13 protein-coding genes and 1 pseudogene are annotated in these 16900 nt (G+C 68.4%); all 14 read right to left on the bottom strand.

What is annotated here, in order from left to right:
• Positions 1-4: 4 nt before the first annotated feature.
• On the bottom strand, positions 5-2011 hold the full coding sequence (locus IHQ52_RS09780) for a vWA domain-containing protein (protein WP_006436173.1): 2007 nt from the start codon (positions 2009-2011) through the stop codon (positions 5-7).
• Between the two features lie 10 nt (positions 2012-2021).
• On the bottom strand, positions 2022-3467 hold the full coding sequence (locus IHQ52_RS09775) for a sigma 54-interacting transcriptional regulator (RefSeq protein WP_006436172.1): 1446 nt from the start codon (positions 3465-3467) through the stop codon (positions 2022-2024).
• Between the two features lie 86 nt (positions 3468-3553).
• On the bottom strand, positions 3554-4117 hold the full coding sequence (locus IHQ52_RS09770; RefSeq protein ID WP_238064229.1) for a maleylpyruvate isomerase family mycothiol-dependent enzyme: 564 nt from the start codon (positions 4115-4117) through the stop codon (positions 3554-3556).
• A 4-nt stretch (positions 4118-4121) separates the two neighbouring features.
• Complete coding sequence (locus tag IHQ52_RS09765; RefSeq protein WP_006436170.1) at positions 4122-4616, bottom strand: SRPBCC family protein; 495 nt, start codon at positions 4614-4616, stop codon at positions 4122-4124.
• Positions 4613-5014, bottom strand: coding sequence for an ArsR/SmtB family transcription factor (locus IHQ52_RS09760; RefSeq protein WP_238064228.1), 402 nt, complete (start codon positions 5012-5014; stop codon positions 4613-4615). The genes IHQ52_RS09765 and IHQ52_RS09760 overlap by 4 nt, the downstream gene beginning before the upstream one ends.
• Positions 5015-5161: 147 nt before the next feature.
• Positions 5162-5838, bottom strand: a pseudogene (locus IHQ52_RS09755) (TauD/TfdA dioxygenase family protein); the annotation flags it as partial.
• A gap of 294 nt (positions 5839-6132) precedes the next feature.
• Positions 6133-6876, bottom strand: coding sequence for a sulfite exporter TauE/SafE family protein (locus IHQ52_RS09750; RefSeq protein WP_238064280.1), 744 nt, complete (start codon positions 6874-6876; stop codon positions 6133-6135).
• On the bottom strand, positions 6863-8437 hold the full coding sequence (gene purH / locus IHQ52_RS09745; protein ID WP_238064227.1) for a bifunctional phosphoribosylaminoimidazolecarboxamide formyltransferase/IMP cyclohydrolase: 1575 nt from the start codon (positions 8435-8437) through the stop codon (positions 6863-6865). The genes IHQ52_RS09750 and purH overlap by 14 nt, the downstream gene beginning before the upstream one ends.
• The gene (purN, locus tag IHQ52_RS09740; protein ID WP_006436164.1) at positions 8434-9057 is read right to left on the bottom strand and encodes a phosphoribosylglycinamide formyltransferase; all 624 of its coding nucleotides are present in this window, start codon (positions 9055-9057) and stop codon (positions 8434-8436) included. Before purN ends, purH begins: the two co-directional genes overlap by 4 nt.
• A gap of 45 nt (positions 9058-9102) precedes the next feature.
• On the bottom strand, positions 9103-10710 hold the full coding sequence (locus IHQ52_RS09735) for a cell division protein PerM (RefSeq protein WP_096274919.1): 1608 nt from the start codon (positions 10708-10710) through the stop codon (positions 9103-9105).
• A gap of 145 nt (positions 10711-10855) precedes the next feature.
• Positions 10856-12025 carry a DUF5336 domain-containing protein gene (locus tag IHQ52_RS09730; RefSeq protein WP_238064226.1) on the bottom strand — a complete coding sequence of 390 codons (1170 nt, stop codon included), beginning with the start codon at positions 12023-12025 and terminating at the stop codon, positions 10856-10858.
• Between the two features lie 213 nt (positions 12026-12238).
• Positions 12239-14191 carry an acetoacetate--CoA ligase gene (locus IHQ52_RS09725; protein ID WP_238064279.1) on the bottom strand — a complete coding sequence of 651 codons (1953 nt, stop codon included), beginning with the start codon at positions 14189-14191 and terminating at the stop codon, positions 12239-12241.
• 62 nt (positions 14192-14253) lie between these two features.
• A complete protein-coding gene (locus IHQ52_RS09720; protein WP_006436160.1) occupies positions 14254-15909 on the bottom strand; it encodes an AMP-binding protein in 1656 nt (551 codons plus the stop codon).
• A gap of 68 nt (positions 15910-15977) precedes the next feature.
• A complete protein-coding gene (locus IHQ52_RS09715; protein ID WP_006436159.1) occupies positions 15978-16898 on the bottom strand; it encodes an HpcH/HpaI aldolase/citrate lyase family protein in 921 nt (306 codons plus the stop codon).
• Between the last annotated feature and the right edge of the window lie 2 nt (positions 16899-16900).

Raw genomic sequence — 16900 nt, 5'->3', positions numbered from 1 at the left:
CCGGTCAGCCGCGTCGACGACGACCCTTCCGGGACTTCAGGTAGTCCCCGACCACGGCGGCGCCGAGGCCGTCGACGTCCGGTGCCACGACGCGACCGCCGATCCGGCGCGCGATCTGGTCCATGAAGTGGGCCAGGCCTGGGTCCTCACCGAGACGGAAGAACGTGACCTGCGCGCCGAGCCGGGCGACGTGGTCGAGCTCGCGCACGGTCAACGCGATCGTCTGCGGGTGCGGCGGGTAGAAGAAGAACGGTTCACCACTGGGGTCGAGATGCGCGGTGGGTTCGCCGTCGGTGACCACCAGGACCACCGGTTGTGCGTTCGGGAAGCGACGCAGGTGCCGCTGCGCCAGCAACAGCGCGTGGTGCAGGTTGGTGCCCTGCTCCATCCGTGGTTGCAGTCCGGTCAGTTCCGCGATGTCGATGGACCTCGCGTAGCGGCCGAAGGCGATGAGATGTAGTTCGTCGCTGCGGAAGCGGGTCGAGATCAGGTGGTTCAACGCGATCGCGGTGCGCTTCATCGGTGTCCAGCGACCCTCCATCTCCATGGAGAACGAGGTGTCGACGAGCAGCACGACCGCCGCCTGGGTGCGGCTCTCGGTCTCCGCGACCTCGACGTCGCGGACGTCGATCCGCACTCCGGACCGCGCCATCTCCGACGTCGCCAGCGACGGCTCGGTGGTCTCGGAGACAGTGCGCAACACCGCATTTGACACCGTTCGGGTGACATCCCAGGGGTCGGTGTCGCCGAACTCCCATTCGCGGCTGGCGCCGGTCGGCTCACCGAGCAGACCGGTGCGCCGGGTCTGACGATCGCCTCGACGTCCCGACAACTGCTCGGCGATGTCACGGAAGATCGACTGCCCGAGTTGCCGCATCGCCTTGGGACTCAACCGGAGTTGCCCGTCCGCGGCACGGTCGAAGAACCCCTCCTCCGACAGCGCTTTCTCGAGTTCGGCGAGCATCCGCGCGTCGACCGCCGCCTCGTCGCCGAGTTGCCGTGCGAGAGCGTCGAGGTCGATGTCGTCCATCTGCGCTCCGGCGTACTGCTGGGACAACTGCTCGGACAACGCTTCCAGTTCGGAGATGTCGCGGAGCGCCTCGGCACCCTCCCCCAGTCCCATCGGCTGGTCCCCCGAGAACGACTGCGCGTTGTCCCAGTCCAGCCCGGGCCGCGCCGCGCGGAGTTGTGAATCCATCTGCGCGAGTTGACTCATCAGGTCCGGCGAACCGAATGCCTGCTGCGCCAGCTGGTCCAGCTCGGCCTGCTGCTCCGGGGTGAGCGAGTTGTAGAACTGCTGCGCCGCGGCGGCACGCTGGGCCAGCGAGTCGATGAGTTCTTCGGTGTTGCGCGGATTCTCCGGGAAGAAGTCGCCATGGGCGTCCATGAACTCGTCGAACATCTCCGACGTGTCCTCACCGCGGTTGTGCGCCTCGAGCAGCTCGTTGAGATCTTTGAGCATGTCCGAGACCCGCTGCCGGTCGGCCTCGGTGGCGCCTTCGAGCGCCTCCTTCATTCCGGCGAACCGCTGATCGAGCAGCTCGCGGCCGAGGAGGTCCTTGATCTTCTCGTAGTCCTCCCGGGCCTGGGGGCTGCGCCAGTTGTACTCCGACAGCTCTTCGACGGCCTGCGCGGTCGACGGCGGGAGGCTGCCGATCTGCATCTCCGCGAAGCGCGCGTCGTCGTCGAGATCGCGGGCGAGTTGCTTGCGCTCCTCGAGGACGGCGCGGTCGAGGAGCTCGCGGATCTCGGCGAACGTGCCGTCGAGGTTGCGCTTCTTCAGCAGCTCCTGCCGACGCCGGTTGACCTGTTCCCGGAGCTTGTCGAGGCCGCGCATGTTCGGGGTGCCCCGGCGCAGCAACTCCCGCAGGGCACGCTGCGGCGACGCACCGGCCATGACGTCGTCGCCGATCGTCTCCAGCGCCTCACGCAGGTCGACAGGCGGGGCGAGCGGGTCGGGCCCACCGGTGTACCGCTGGTAGCGCGAACGATGGAAGCTCTTGCGCGCCAATGTGTTCTCCTCAGCCGTAGATGGTCTGGCCCGCCTCGTCGGCTTCCTTGCCGATCCGACGCGCCAGGAACAGACCCTCGAGTGCCAACTCGACGGCACTCGCCCGCTCGCCTTCGATGTCGGCCTCGAGGCGCTCGGCGATCGCGTCGAGCACATTCCCGGTTGTCTCCGGGGACGGGATCGAGCCCAGGAAGTCGACAGCCCGCACGCGGTCACCGGTCACGACCGGCTCACCGTTCTCGAGGGCGTCGACGAGCGCCGCCATGTCGATTCCGCCGAGATGTGCGCGGACGGTGTCGGCGACGGACTTGCGCATGAGGTGCTCGAGGATCTCCAGCTCGCGCCCCTCCTCGCCGGACTCGAACTCGATCTTGCCGCGCAGCACCTCGACCACCGACTCGAGATCGACGACACGCGCGACCGCCTGGTCCTCGCCGGTGACCGTCGCGCGGTGAAGTGCCGCGGCGGCAACGGTTTCGGCCCCGGCGATCGAGAAGCGGGCCGAGACACCCGAACGCTGGTCGATGGACGGGTGGTCGCGGGCGTAACGGGTGAACCGCGCCAGGATCTCGACGATGAAGGTCGGGACACTCGCGGTGAGGTCGGCCTCCTGCTCGATGACGGCGACCTCGTCGTCGAGTTCGAGCGGGTAGTGCGTGCGGATCTCGGCGCCGAACCGGTCCTTCAGCGGAGTGATGATGCGACCGCGGTTGGTGTAGTCCTCCGGGTTCGCACTCGCCATCACGAGCACGTCGAGCGGGAGCCGCAGTGTGTAGCCGCGGACCTGGATGTCGCGCTCCTCCATCACGTTGAGCATCGAGACCTGGATGCGCTCGGCCAGATCCGGCAACTCGTTGATCGCGACGATCCCGCGATGTGCACGCGGGATGAGGCCGAAGTGGATGGTCTCCGGATCGCCCAGACTGCGACCCTCGGCCACCTTCATCGGGTCGATGTCGCCGACGAGGTCGGCCACCGAGGTGTCGGGGGTGGCGAGCTTCTCGCTGTAGCGCTGCGAGCGGTGACGCCATTCGATCGGCAGATCGTCGAGCAGGTTCGCGGCCTTGCGGATCGACGCGGGGGTGATCGGCTCGTACGGGTGCTCGCCGAGCTCTGATCCGGCGATCACCGGCGTCCACTCGTCGAGGAGCCCGACGAGGGTGCGCAGGATGCGGGTCTTGCCCTGTCCGCGCTCGCCGAGCATCACGACGTCGTGACCTGCGATGAGCGCGCGCTCGAGCTGGGGGATGACGGTGGCCTCGAAGCCGACGATCCCCGGCCACGGGTCGCGACTCTCGCGGAGCGCGGTCAGCAGATTGTTGCGGATCTCGTCGCGCACACTGCGCTGCACATGGCCGCTGGCACGCAGTTCACCCAGGGTGCGGGGTGAAGGATGGCGGGTTTCGGTCGACTGAGAACCATGGGTGGTGAAATTGTCCTCTGGCACGTGATCCACGCTACTCCGAGTTGTGATGTGCGTGCGCACTGTCGGGTGGTCACCCAGGGGCTTCGACGCGGTGCCTCGCTACGCTCGGAACCGGCTCAGCCGGCAGCGGGGTCGCGCCCGACGAAGCCCATCAGGCGGCTGACGGTGTCGGCGTCGTCGGGCACGTCGACGGCGGGTCCGTACTGACCCGAGCTCCGCAGCAACTCGTCGATGGGGATCATCCCGTCGAGCAGCACCTGCGCATAGGCGGTGTCGAGGTCGGGGGTCGCGCCCTGCGACCGGGCGAGGTCCCAGGTGTGCATGAAGACGTCGGCGGTGTAGAACCGGTCGACCGCGTCGGCGAGGCGGTGCTCCCCCGCCATCGGGTGGGTGAAGGTCTCCCGCGCCGACGGCCCGTCGAGCAATTCTTGCACCGCTGCCGCATGCGCCGACCAGGCCGCCGCCGGGTCGTCGGCGACCGCGGGCCCGCCCGGCAACCGCACGCCCCCGGCGTCGAGGAACCCGGTGAACCAGTCGACGAGGTGGGCCACGACATCGCGCGCGACCCAGCCGTCGACCGGTGTCGGCGCCTCCCAGTCGGAGACGTCGGCGATCACGTCGGCGAATCGGGCCGCGACCGCACGGTGCCGGTCTGCGGCGTCGAGTTCTGCCAGTGCCATGGTTCTACAGCTCGCCGGACTCGAGCAGCCGGTCGAGGGCGGCATACCCCTCGTTGACGCCGACCTCCATGCCCGACGCGAGCCAGCCGTCGCGGGCTTCGAAACTGTCGCACAGGGATTGGGCGTGCAGGCGCGTCGTGCCGTCGCCGAGGTCCTCGAACCACAGCGTCTCCAGCGACACCTGGTCGGGCATCCCGAGGAAGGTGAAGGTCTGCACGATCTTGTCCTCACCCACGGTGTGGAAGCAGCCGCGGAAGCCGAACTCCTGACCCTCGTGGGTCGAGACGTAGCGCCAGCTGCCGCCGTCGCGCACATCCCATTCGAGGATCCGGCTGGTGATGGCGTCGGGGCCGATCCAGCGGACGAACAGATCGGGATCGGTGTGCGCCTTCATCAGCTGGGCGGGGGTGCCACGGAAGTCGCGGGTGATCCGGATGATCGGGACCTCCTTGTCGGCTTCGATGGCGGCCTCGGGATAGCGGGTCTGTGTGGTGCTCATGACGCCTTTCCTTTCCTCGTTGTCGTGTCGTTATCGGTTGTCTTGTCGTTCTGACCCTCGGGACGTTCCGCCTCGGGTCCGTCGTTCATCTCGGCGAGCAGTACGTCGAGTCGCTGGTAGCGCTCTTCCGCCCGCCGTCGGTACCGCTCGATCCACTTGGTCATGAGGTCGAACACCTCGGCTTCCAGATGGACTGGACGTTTCTGGGCCTCTCGGGTTCGGGTCACCAGGCCGGCATCCTCGAGCACCTTCAGGTGCTTGGAGACCGCCTGGATGCTGACGTCGTACGGCTCGGCGAGCTGGCTGACCGTCGCGTCGGAGTCCGCCAGTCGCGCGACCATGTCGCGGCGGGTCGGGTCCGCGAGTGCGGCGAACACCTTGGACAGCTCGTCGGCCATTCGTCCTCCTCAACCGATTAGTTGAATACGACGATGCTCCCGCGGAGCGCCGTTGTCAACCCCTTGGTTGAATACGAGGGCAAAAGTATCCGTATGACGTTGTGCCCGGATTCCGGGCACAACGTCATACGGATCTCGAAGGTCGCCTCAGGCCGGCCCGACCGGAGCGTCGCCGCGCAGCGTGATGCGGTGCATCACGCTGCGGTTGTCGCCGTAGTCGCGGTTGGCGTAGTGCAGCGTGTTGCGGTTGTCCCACAGCACGAGATCACCCAGACGCCAGCGGTGGCGGACGATGTGCTCGGGCTTGATGATGTGCGCGTAGAGCAGGTCGAGGATGCCGCGACTCTCGGCCTCCGACACGCCCTCGATGTGCGAGGTGAAACCCGGGTTGACGAACAGCGACTTGCGGCCGGTCTCCGGATGCACCCGCACCACCGGATGGCTCACCGGTACGAGTTCGGTGACTTCCTTGCCGTCCCAGGTGTTTCCGCGCCCGTCGCGGCGCTGTTTGAGGTAGTAGCCGAACTCGCGACTGCCGTCGTGCACCGCGGTCAGACCGTCGACGAGGCGTCGGATCGGCTCGGACAGCGACAGATACGCGAGTTCGGCGTCGGCCCAGTTGGTGTCGCCGCCGTTGCGCGGCAACACGACCGGACGCAGGATCGAACACATCGGCGGCCGCGGCATGAACGTCACGTCGGTGTGCCAGACGTCGGCGAATCCGTTGTCGGCGCTGTCGAGTTCGTACACCTCGTCCGGGACGTCGCCGGAATCCCACACCGGGTGGCCGAACGTCAGGTCCCCAACCGGTTTCCGAACTCGATTGGTGGGACCCGTCGGACCAGTTCATCGAGTGGATCGTCATCAGACGCATCGACTCCGTTCCGGCCGCCGGCCCGGGACACGACATGCTCGACGAGCAGTCGCGGTGCGGGGCAGGCAGTGCGGAAACAGACACCCGTCCTGTGTAGTCGCCCGCCGACGAGACGGACAGGATTGCGCTCACGCTGACCGAAACACCGAAACACCGCGAAGTTCGCGTCCATCTCAGCGCTGTCCGAGGGCGATGTGCCCTCGGGGACCTCTCACGAGGACGCGATCGTCGCCCTGATCCGTACTCAGGCGAAGGCGAGCCACACTGCGAGGCCGAGCCCGCACAGTCCGACGACGATCCGCAACGGACCGGCGGGCAGACGCCTGACCACCGGCGGCCCGCACCAGCCGCCGAGGAGGCAGCCGATCGCCATCGCGAGCGCGGCCCACCAGTCCACCGGCCCGAAGATCATGAACCCGACCGCGGCGACGGCGTTGGCGACCCCGAGGAAGACCGACTTCGACAGTGCCGCACGCCATAACGGCTCACTGGTGACCACCAGCATCAGCGCCAGGATCATGATGCCCGCACCCGCACCGAAGTAGCCGCCGTAGATGCAGATCAGCGTCAGTCCCAGGATGAAGATCCACGGCCGTTCGGCGTGCGAGGTCGCCCACCGACGCAGGACCGGTTGCACGAGAAGCGCGATGGCCGCGATCGCCACCAGGAACGGGACCAGCGCCTCGAATGCCTCGGCAGGCGTGACGAGAAGTAGTGCGGCGCCGATCGTTCCGCCGACGAGTGCGGCGAACAGTCCGATGACGAGGCGTCGGCGATCGCCGTCGAGCAGGGCCCTACCCGACTGGGCGGTGCTGCCGACCCCGACCGCGACGAGTGCGACCGTGTTGGTCACGTTCGCCGCGATCGGGGTGAGACCGACCGCGAGAAGTGCGGGATAGCTGACGATGGACGCCAGTCCGGTGATGTATCCGATCAGACCCGCGCCGAAACCGGCGACGACGAGTAGTGCGAGATCAGTGAGCGAAATGGCGGGCCCCGGTGAGGTAGAGCGTCACGCCCGCCTCGTCGGCCGCCTCGATGACCTCGTTGTCACGAATGGAACCGCCCGGCTGCACGACCGCCTTGACGCCCGCGGACAGCAGCACCTGGAGACCATCCGGGAACGGGAAGAAGGCGTCGGACGCACCGACACTGCCCGAGGCGCGGTCACCGGCACGCTGAACGGCGAGATGGGCGGAGTCGACACGGTTGACCTGCCCCATGCCGACGCCGACCGAGGCACCGTCGGCGGCCAGCAGGATCGCGTTCGACTTCACCGAACGACAAGCACGCCAGGCGAATTCGAGATCCGCGAGAGTCTGGGCGTCGGCCGGCGGACCGGCGACCAGGTTCCAGTTGGCGGGGTTGTCACCCTCGGCGTCGAGGACGTCGCGCTGCTGCATCAGCAGACCACCGGAGACCGGCTTGGTCTCGATACCGGTGGCCGACGGTGGTGTCGCCACCAGCACACGGATGTTCTTCTTGCGGGTGAGCACCGAGAGCGCGCCATCGGCGAAACCGGGCGCAACGACGACCTCGGTGAAGATCTCGGCGACCTGCTCGGCCATCTCGACGGTGATCTCGCGGTTCGCGGCGATCACGCCGCCGTAGGCGCTGACCGGGTCGCAGGCGTGGGCCTTGCGGTGCGCCTCGGCGATGTCGGCACCGACGGCGATGCCGCACGGGTTGGCGTGCTTGATGATCGCGACCGCCGGCGCGTCGAAGTCGTACGCGGCACGCCAGGCGGCGTCGGCGTCGGTGTAGTTGTTGTAGCTCATCTCCTTGCCGTGCAACTGCTCGGCGGTGGCGAGGCCGCCTTCGCCGGCGTTGCCGACGTAGAGGGCGGCGGCCTGGTGCGGGTTCTCGCCGTAACGCAGGACGGCCGAGCGGTTCCAGGTGGCACCCGCCCAGATCGGGAACTGCGACTCGTCCTCCGGTGCGGCCACGCTCGACATCCATGAGGCGACGGCCACGTCGTAGTCGGCGGTGTGCCGGAACGCCTTGGCGGCCAGCTTCTTCCGATCGGCGAGAGTGAAGCCGCCGGCCGAGATCGCCTCGGTCACCAGACCGTAGTCACCGGGGCTGGTCACGACGGCCACCGACGGGTGGTTCTTGGCGGCACCGCGCACCATCGACGGGCCGCCGATGTCGATCTGCTCGATGCACTCGTCGGGGGTCGCGCCCGAGGCGACGGTCGCGGTGAACGGGTACAGGTTCACGACGACGAGATCGAATGCGGCGACGCCCAATTCGGCGAGCTGGGCGACGTGGTCGTCCTTGCGGGTGTCGGCGAGGATGCCGGCGTGCACCTTGGGATGCAGGGTCTTCACCCGGCCGTCGAGGCACTCGGGGAAGCCGGTCAGCGTCGAGACCTCCACGACGGGGACACCTGCGTCGGCGATGGTCTTGGCGGTCGATCCCGTCGAGACGATCTCCACCCCGACGACCTGCAGTGCGGTCGCGAGGTCGGCCAGGCCGCTCTTGTCGTAGACACTCACCAGTGCGCGCCGGATGGGTCGGCGGGCGCTGTCAGCGGGCTGTGCGTTCACGGGATGCGGGCCTTTCGTCCATCGATGACTACTCCACGGGTGACCAGTGCGGTCACCACTTCGGCGAGCAACACGCGCTCGACCGTTTTGATGCGTTCGTGCAAGGTGTCGACGGTGTCGTCGTCGTCGACCGTGACCACCTGCTGGGCCAGGATCGGGCCGGTGTCGACGCCTTCGTCCACGAGGTGGACGGTCGCACCGGTGACCTTGACGCCGTAGTCGAGTGCCTCGGGCACGCCGTGCGCGCCCGGGAACGCCGGCAGCAGCGCGGGATGGCTGTTGACGATTCGTCCACCGAACCGTTCGAGGAAGGCCGGACCGAGGATCTTCATGAATCCCGCGGTGACCACCCAGCCCGGATCGATCGCCGCGACGGCGTCGGTGAGCGCCTGATCCCAGGCGGCCCGATCGTCATGGTCGCCGACGCGGCAGGTGATCAACGGGATCTCGTTGCGTTGCGCGATCTCCTGGGCCCGGCAGACGCGATCGACCACGATGGCCGCGACCGTGAACGGAGCGTCGTCGGCGGCGGCACGGGCGAGCAGCGACTCGAGCAGGGAACCGGTGCCCGACGCCATCACCACGACAGGTGTTGGTGCAGGCGCGGTCTCCGAAGTCACGCCTGCGAGCCTAATAGCAGCACGTCGAGCGGGAATGAGCGGGTCTCAGCGCCGACGCCCCGCGCCGGGTGTTCCCGGGTAGAGGTCGTAGTCGGCGTCGTCGACGAGGTTGCTGTCGTCGAGGTCGTCGGGGTGGATCCGATTGGTCGACGGCGGGACGTCGTCCGCATCGGCCGGGACGAACCCGTCGACGGAGTCGTCCCCCGCGTGGTCCGCCTCGGTGTATTCGGCGTCCTCGTAGCCACCCTCGTCGCCGTACCCCTCGTCGCCGTACCCCTCGCCGTACTCATCGTCCTCGTACGCACCGTCGTCGGTCTCGGTGTACTCGACGTATTCGTCGTCTTCGTCGAGGTCGGCGACGATGACGTACTCGTCTTCGAAGCCGAGGTCGTCCGGGTCGTCGAAGTACTCGTCCCCGACGGCTGCGCGGGCGGCCCGGGTCGAGGGGAGGAAGGCGTAGACGAGCGCGAGGAGGATGCCGACCACCGCGATCCAGCCGAGCGTGAAGACGCCGGCCGCGGAGACGGTGACCGCGACGTCGCCGAACTCGCCCAGCGATCCGCCGGCGGTCGCGGTCAGGATCGCCATGGCCGATGCGGCGACGGCTGCGGCCACCCCGATCGAGCGCACATGCGCGACCGGGTTGAGGTCGCGGCAGCGCCAGCCCACGAAGACCGCCACGGCGGCGGGGGCGATCAGCCCGAGGAAGCCCCAGTCGCCTGCACCGGTTCCGTCGGGCAGGACGGCGAGGGCGGGGACGGGAGGGACCGCTCCCCCGCGGACGGTGAACAGGTCGACGGTCATCGCGCCGAGCTGTACGTCGGAACCGACGAGGACAGCGGTCGCGCCGACCATCAGATTCGGGAGATACAGGAGCGACAGCAGGGTGAGCCCGAGGAAACCGTCGAAGTCGTAGCCCGTTTCGATCAGCTCACCGATCTCGGTGTGCCGCATCAGCATGCGCAGGCACACCAGCACCGCGCCGGTGACCAGCAATGCCAGCACGGCGACGAGTCCGTATCGGAAGCCGCGGCGGTCGGCGTAGGACATCCCCCACCGGGCTGCGAAGTCGTGTCGTCGTACCCAGGTGACGCCGGCCAGGGCCGCACCGCCGTGGATGCCGATCGTGTAGGCGAAGGCGATCAGCGCATTGGGCGTCTGCACCGGGAGCACCGATCCGCCGTCCATCACGATGGCCAGGGACATCGCGGTGATCAGCAACGGACCGACGATCGCCGAGCACACCACGGCACCGACGTCGAACAGGTCGTGCGCCGACCGTTGTGTGGGTCCACTCCCACCGATCGCGCGGGTCGTCAGGCGGGCGGTGCCGATCGCGACGACCAGGGTCGGCAGCAACGGCAGCACGCCGATCGTGACCCCGCTGATGGTCACCGGCACCTGATGGATCGCCAACCAGCTCGACGCGACCGCACTCGGCAGGCCGGTGAGTCCGCTACTCGCGAGCAGTAGCACCGTCAGCATCACGACGATGAGCGTGACCAGGGCGAGCGCGGGAACGGTGAATGCGACCACGGCCAGCTGCCGGGCCGAACCCTCGACGGCGCTGCGCTGGGCACGACGGGATCGTCGCAGTGCGCGCAGCTGCGACGCCAGGTTATCCGCGGTCGAGTCGGGCCTGAAGGTGGGCATCGTCATGAGCGTGGCACGGGTGGCCGCCGGGCCGTCGGAGACGCGCCGCGATGAGACGGAAAGCGTCTCAGGTCACGAGAGCCGGGCCCCGAACACGACGGTGCCCCGCCGACGAGTGTCGGCGGGGCACCTCGTATGCCTCCGATCAGCTACCGCTGCTCGTGGGCGGTTCGGGCTTCTGGAAGACCGTGGTCGAGTGATCGGCGGCCGGACCGGCCTCCGATTCCGACGGGCTCGCCGACGCGCCACCACCGGTCGAGGCTCCCGAGGCGCCCGCCGAGTACTGACCCGGGTTGTAGCCGCCGTAGCCGGACTCACCGTGCGCCGACGCCTGTCCCGGCTGGGCGCCCGATCCCGGGTAGCCGCTCTGGCCGGTGCCGGGCGCCTGCGAGTACGCGGACGGATCGTAGTTCGCCGACGGCTGCTGGCCCGACGACTGCTGGCCGTACTGCGCCTGGCCGCTGCCGGTGCCGTACGCGGCGGACTGGGCATCGCCCTGACCCTGACCGGCGGCCGGCTGGCTCGCCGAGGCATCGGCGGTCGACGCCGCGGTCGAGATCGGTCCGGTGGCGGACGACGGAGCTCCCACCGCGGGCGCCACCTTGATGACCGCAGCCTCGACGAGCAGCCACACGATCGCGAGGATCGCCGAGAGCAGCGAGAAGATCAGCTGGACGATCGCGCCGGAGGCGTTGTCGTCGACGTTGAGGAACTGGAACAGCGTGATCAGGAACGCCGTGACGGTCAGCGATGCGACGATCGGTGCCGCGGCGACCTTGACGCCCGGGATCAGCCAGATGAGCGAGAGCACACCGGCGACGGCGACCAGCGCATACGGGGCGTTGTACTGCGTCTGGAACAGCTGCACCTCGAAGTCGTAGGCCTTGGCGGCGGCGAGGAAACCACTGAACAGCACGACGAGCCCGAACAGGCCGATGACACCGGCCAGGATCGTCGGCGTGATCGCGGGCAGGCCCTGGCTCGGCGGCTTCGCCGGCTGCTGCGAATAGCCGTACTGTCCGTAGCCCTGCTGGCCGTAACCCTGCTGTTCATAGCCCTGCTGCTGGCCGTACTGCTGCCCATAGCCCTGCTGCTGGCCGTACTGCTGCCCATAATTCTGCTGAGGGCTCTGGCCGTAACCCTGCTGACCACTCTGCGGGTACTGCTGGCCGTACTGCTCCGAACCGGAGGTCGGCGACCCCTGCGATCCGGGGTTCTGGGATCCGGCCTGCGGGTAGCCCGAGGGACTCCCGTACTGGCCGTAGGACTGGCCGGACTCGGGCTGCTGCCCGTAGCCCCCCGATGGATACGTCATGGCGATCTCCTGGTCGGCTCGTCTGGGTCTTCTTCGCTCGGGTCGCGCGCCGGTGATGACGGAATCTCCCCCGTCACCGTCCCGACGGGCACACCGGGCCCACGGTAGTACATGTGACCGTCGGGTCACATGAACGATTCGACGTCTGCCGTCGACGACACCGTCCACGCTACCCATGCCGGGCGGGGACGATGCGCTCCTCGTGCACAACGATCACCAGTGGTGAGCTCGGCCCTGTTCGGCATACCAGTCGATCAGCGAGTAGTCGTCGACCGATTTGGGATCGATGTTGACCTCCGACCGGCCGGCCAGAATCGCCGTGACCGGAACCTCGAGTTTCTTGCCGGTCCGCGTGTGTGGGATACCGGGTGCCTCGATCACCTCATCGGGCACATGGCGTTTGGACAACCGGTCTCGGACCGCGGCAGCGATCCGCGCGGTGAGGGCGTCGTCGAGGACCGCGTCGGGGACGAGAGTGACGAACAGGGGCATCCAGTAGGCGCCGCCGGGTCCGTCGACGCCGAGGACGAACGCCTCGGCGATCTCGTCGAGGGCCTCCACGACCTCGTAGATGTCGGCCGATCCCATGCGGATTCCGTGCCGGTTCAACGTCGCATCGCTGCGACCGTGGATGACCAGTGAGCCGCGCTCGGTCACGGTGACCCAGTCGCCGTGACGCCACACCGGCCCGTCGGGATGCGCCGTCGGGCCTTCCCACTCATGGTCGAAGTAGGCGGAACGGTAGCGGGTGCCGTCCGGGTCGTCCCAGAAATGCACCGGCATCGACGGCATCAGCGCGGTGACGACGAGCTCGCCGACCTCGCCGACGAGCGGTGTGCCGTCCGGGGCCCAGCTCTGCAGCGCGACACCGAGATAGCGGACCGACAACTCGCCCGGCACCACCGGGACACCGATCGATCCGCCGGCGAAGGCCGACACGATGTCGGTGCCCCCGCTGATCGACGAGATCGGCAGTCCGCCTTTCACGTGGTCGTCGACCCAGGTGAAGAGGTCGGCGGCGAGCGAGGAGCCCGTACTGCCCAGGGCGCGCAGCCGAGACAGGTCGTGGTCGCGGCCCGGTTCGAGGCCGGCCTTGCGAGATGCCTGTAGCTGACCGGGCGAGGTGCCGAAGTAGGTGACCTTCTCATCGGCGACGATCTGCCAGAGCCGGTCGGCGTCCGGGTAGAGGGGAGAACCGCTGTAGCAGATGATCCGTGCCCCGCAGAGCAGACCGGCGACCTGGTAGTTCCACATCATCCAGCTGAGCGCGGTCTGCCAGAAGAACACGTCGTCCGAGGACAGGTCGCCGTGCAGCGCACCCGCCTTGAGATGTTCGACGACGACGCCGCCGTGACCGTGCACGATCCCCTTGGGGCGTCCGGTCGTCCCCGAGCTGAACAAGATCCAGAGGGGATGGTCGAAGTCCACGAGGACCGGTTCCGCGTCACCGGCATCCGTGGTGAGGGCGTCGGCATAGTCGATGCGTGCCGGGCCCCCGTCCGAGACGGTGTCGGCGTCCCCGCCGATCGTGATGTGCGCGACCAGCTCCGGCAGCAGGCTCGCCAGTTCCGCACTGTCGGAACGCTTGTCGATGTCCTTGCCGCCGTAGCGGTAACCCGCGGCGCTGAACAAGACCTTCGGGTGCAATTGGCCGAGGCGGCTCGCGGCGCCCTGGGGTGCGTAGTCCTGACCGCATCCGGACCAGATGGCGCCGAGGCTCGCGGTGGCGAGGAAGGCGACGACCGCCTCGGGGATGTCGGGAAGGTAGGCGGCCACGACGTCGCCGGGACCGATCCCCTGCTCACGCAGCGTCGTGGCCAGGGCGGCAACCATTCCCGGCAATTCCGACCAGGCGATCTCGGAGCGTTCCCCGGCTTCGTCGAGTCCGACGATGGCGGCACCGGGAAGGTCGGCGTGGCGCAGGACCTGGCTGACGTAGTTCAAGCGGATGCCGGGAAACCACTGCGCGCCGGGCATCCGGGCGTCGCCGAGGACCGCTGCGTCGCCCTCGGCGAGGGGTTCGGCCGCCAGCGCGTCGAGGTCGAAGAACTCCCACAGTGCTCGCCAGAACTGTGCCGGCTGCCGCACCGACCACGACCAGAGCTCGTCGTAATCCGCGGTGCGCGCACCGAAACGGTCCTCGACGAGCCGGCGGAACCGGTCCATCGCGGGCTCGTCGGCCCGCAGCGCCGTACTCGTCTGCCGGTCACCCGACCGGGACGCACCGGTCATCTCAGGTCCTCCAGGATGGAGGTGGCCTCTTCGCGCATCGCGACCTTGCGTACCTTTCCGGTGACGGTCATGGGGAATTCCTTGACCACGTGGACGTATCGCGGGATCTTGTGCCGGGCGATCTTGCCGTCGGCGAAGGCGCGAACGTCCTCCGCGGTGAGATCGGTTGCGTGGTCGCGGAGTCGGACCCACGCCATGAGTTCCTCCCCGTACTTCTCGTCCGGGACACCGATGACCTGGGCGTCGAGGATGTCGGGATGGGTGTAGAGGAATTCCTCGATCTCGCGCGGGTAGATGTTCTCGCCGCCGCGGATCACCATGTCCTTGATCCGGCCGGTGATCCGGACGTAGCCGGCGTCGTCCATCTCGGCGAGGTCGCCGGTGTGCATCCACCCGTCGGCGTCGATGGCCTCGGCGGTCTTCTCCGGGTCGTTCCAGTAGCCGGTCATCACCGAGTAGCCGCGCGTGCACAGTTCACCGGTCTCGTTGCGTCCGAGCGTTTCCCCGGTGCCGGGGGCGACGATCTTGATCTCGAGGTGCGGTCCGACCTGGCCGACGGTGGTGACGCGCAACTCGAGCGGGTCGTCGACCCTGGTCTGGGTGGACACCGGCGATGTCTCGGTCATGCCGTAGCAGATGGAGACCTCGCTCATGTGCATGCGATCGACCACCTGGCGCATCACCTGTTCGGGGCACGGTGAACCGGCCATGATCCCGGTGCGCAGCGACGAGAGGTCGGGAGCGTACCCGTCGGGGGCCGCGTCGAGCAGCGCGAGTTCGGCGATGAACATCGTCGGCACGCCGTACAGGCTGGTGCAGCGGTGTTCGGCGACCGCGTCCAGTGTTGCCCGCGGGTCGAAGGCCGGGCCCGGGATCACCATGGCCGCACCGTGACTGGTGGCGGCGAGGTTGCCCATGACCATCCCGAAGCAGTGGTAGAACGGCACCGGCAGGCAGATGCGGTCCTCGGCGGTGTAGTCGAGCAGCTCACCGACGAGGTAGCCGTTGTTCCCGATGTTGCGATGCGACAGCGTCGCCCCCTTGGGGAATCCCGTTGTGCCCGAGGTGTACTGGATGTTGATCGGGTCGTCGGCGGACAACGACGCCGCGATGTCGGCGACGCGTGCCAGCTCCTCGTCGGAGGGGGTGGCGGTCAGGTCCGCCCAGTCTGTGGACTCGAAGGTCACCACGGTTCGCAGGTCCGGACAGTGCGGGCGCGCCTCCGCCAGCATCGACGCGTAGCCCGAGTCCTTGAACCGCTCGGCGGCGAGGACGACGCTCGATCCGGACTGCTTCAGGGCGTACTCGATCTCGTTCTGGCGGTAGGCCGGGTTCAGGTTCACCAGGATCGCGCCGATCTCGGCGGTGGCGTACTGGGTGAGAACCCACTCGAACCGGTTGGGCGCCCACAGGCCGATGCGATCCCCCGGCGCCACCCCGAGGCGCAGCAGGCCGGCGGCCAATGCCCTTACGTCGCGGTGGAATTCGGTGTAGGTCCACTGCCGATCCGCCGCGGCGTCGATCAGCGCGATGTGGTCGCCGTATCTCTCGACGGTCCGCGCCAGGGTCACGCCGATCGTGTCCGTCAGCAGGGCCGGACTCTGCGGTCCGTGGGTGTGTGCGAGGTTCTGGGCGTGAGCGTCGTTGCTCATGGCATGCTCCGGTCTCTCGGGGATGTCGCGAACGAGTCAGTGCAGGTGGATCAGGAGTCGCAGGTGGATCAGGAGTCCTCGGCGTTCACGGTCGGTCGTTCGGTCAGCCGGGACAGCACGACCTCGGCCTGCCGGAGCACCGGACCGTCGATCATCTGGCCGTCGAGGCTGAAGACGCCGCCGTTGTGTTCCGCGGAACCGTCGATGACCCTGCGCGCCCACGCGATCGACTCCTCGGACGGTTGGTAGCCCGCGCGGATGTGCTCGACCTGCGACGGGTGGATGCACGCGGTCGCGGTGTAGCCGAGGGCCACCGCGTCCCGCACCTCGTCGATCAGGCCGTCGACGTCGCCGATGTCGAGATGCACCGAGTCCACGGCGAACTTGCCGTGCGCGGCGGCCGCGATGCGGACCATCGACCGTACCCAGGCGGCGACGTCGCGGTACTCGCCGGCCCGCGGCTCGTCGGGGCCGAATCGGCTCGACGTCCCGCCGAGTCCGGCGACCAGGTCCTCGGCGCCCCACATGAGTCCGATGCAGGTCGAGGTGGCGGCGATGTCGTTGGCGCGGGTGGCACCGAGCGGTGTCTCGATCAGCGCGATCGTCTGGAATGCGGTGTCCAGGATCGACGCCACGTCCTCCGACTTGGCCTGCATGACGACGCGGTAGTTCGTCTCGGAGACCGCGGCGAGGTCGCGACGGTAGTCGCCGGTGCCGGCCGGGTTGATCCGCACGATCGTGCGGTCGGGGTCGATCGGGTTGGCGATCAACGCCTCCCGGGCCACCGCGCGATTCGCCGGCGACACCGCGTCCTCGAGGTCGAGGATGACGACGTCGGCGCGATCGAGAGCCTTCTGGTAGCGCTCCGGCCGGTCGGCCGGGCAGAACAGCAGGGCCGGCCCGGCGGGTAGCCAGGCGTTGGCCAGCTGGGAATCACCCAGATTCGCTCCGCTCACGAGCGAGTTGTCGGCGGGTCCGTCGAAGAACATCT

The organism is Gordonia amicalis, assembly GCF_022059885.1.
In the GTDB taxonomy this organism is placed as follows: domain Bacteria; phylum Actinomycetota; class Actinomycetes; order Mycobacteriales; family Mycobacteriaceae; genus Gordonia; species Gordonia amicalis.
Note: the sequence above shows the minus strand (reverse complement) of the source record. Positions and strands in the feature narration are given on the sequence as shown.

Bases quoted from the DNA above. Each gene is read 5' to 3' on its own strand.
- IHQ52_RS09770 (WP_238064229.1), bottom strand. From the start codon at position 4,117: ATGGCACTGGCAGAACTCGACGCCGCAGACCGGCACCGTGCGGTCGCG.
- IHQ52_RS09735 (WP_096274919.1), bottom strand. From the start codon at position 10,710: ATGCCCACCTTCAGGCCCGACTCGACCGCGGATAACCTGGCGTCGCAG.
- IHQ52_RS09730 (WP_238064226.1), bottom strand. From the start codon at position 12,025: ATGACGTATCCATCGGGGGGCTACGGGCAGCAGCCCGAGTCCGGCCAG.
- IHQ52_RS09715 (WP_006436159.1), bottom strand. From the start codon at position 16,898: ATGTTCTTCGACGGACCCGCCGACAACTCGCTCGTGAGCGGAGCGAAT.
- IHQ52_RS09760 (WP_238064228.1), bottom strand. From the start codon at position 5,014: ATGGCCGACGAGCTGTCCAAGGTGTTCGCCGCACTCGCGGACCCGACC.
- IHQ52_RS09720 (WP_006436160.1), bottom strand. From the start codon at position 15,909: ATGAGCAACGACGCTCACGCCCAGAACCTCGCACACACCCACGGACCG.
- IHQ52_RS09765 (WP_006436170.1), bottom strand. From the start codon at position 4,616: ATGAGCACCACACAGACCCGCTATCCCGAGGCCGCCATCGAAGCCGAC.
- IHQ52_RS09725 (WP_238064279.1), bottom strand. From the start codon at position 14,191: ATGGACCGGTTCCGCCGGCTCGTCGAGGACCGTTTCGGTGCGCGCACC.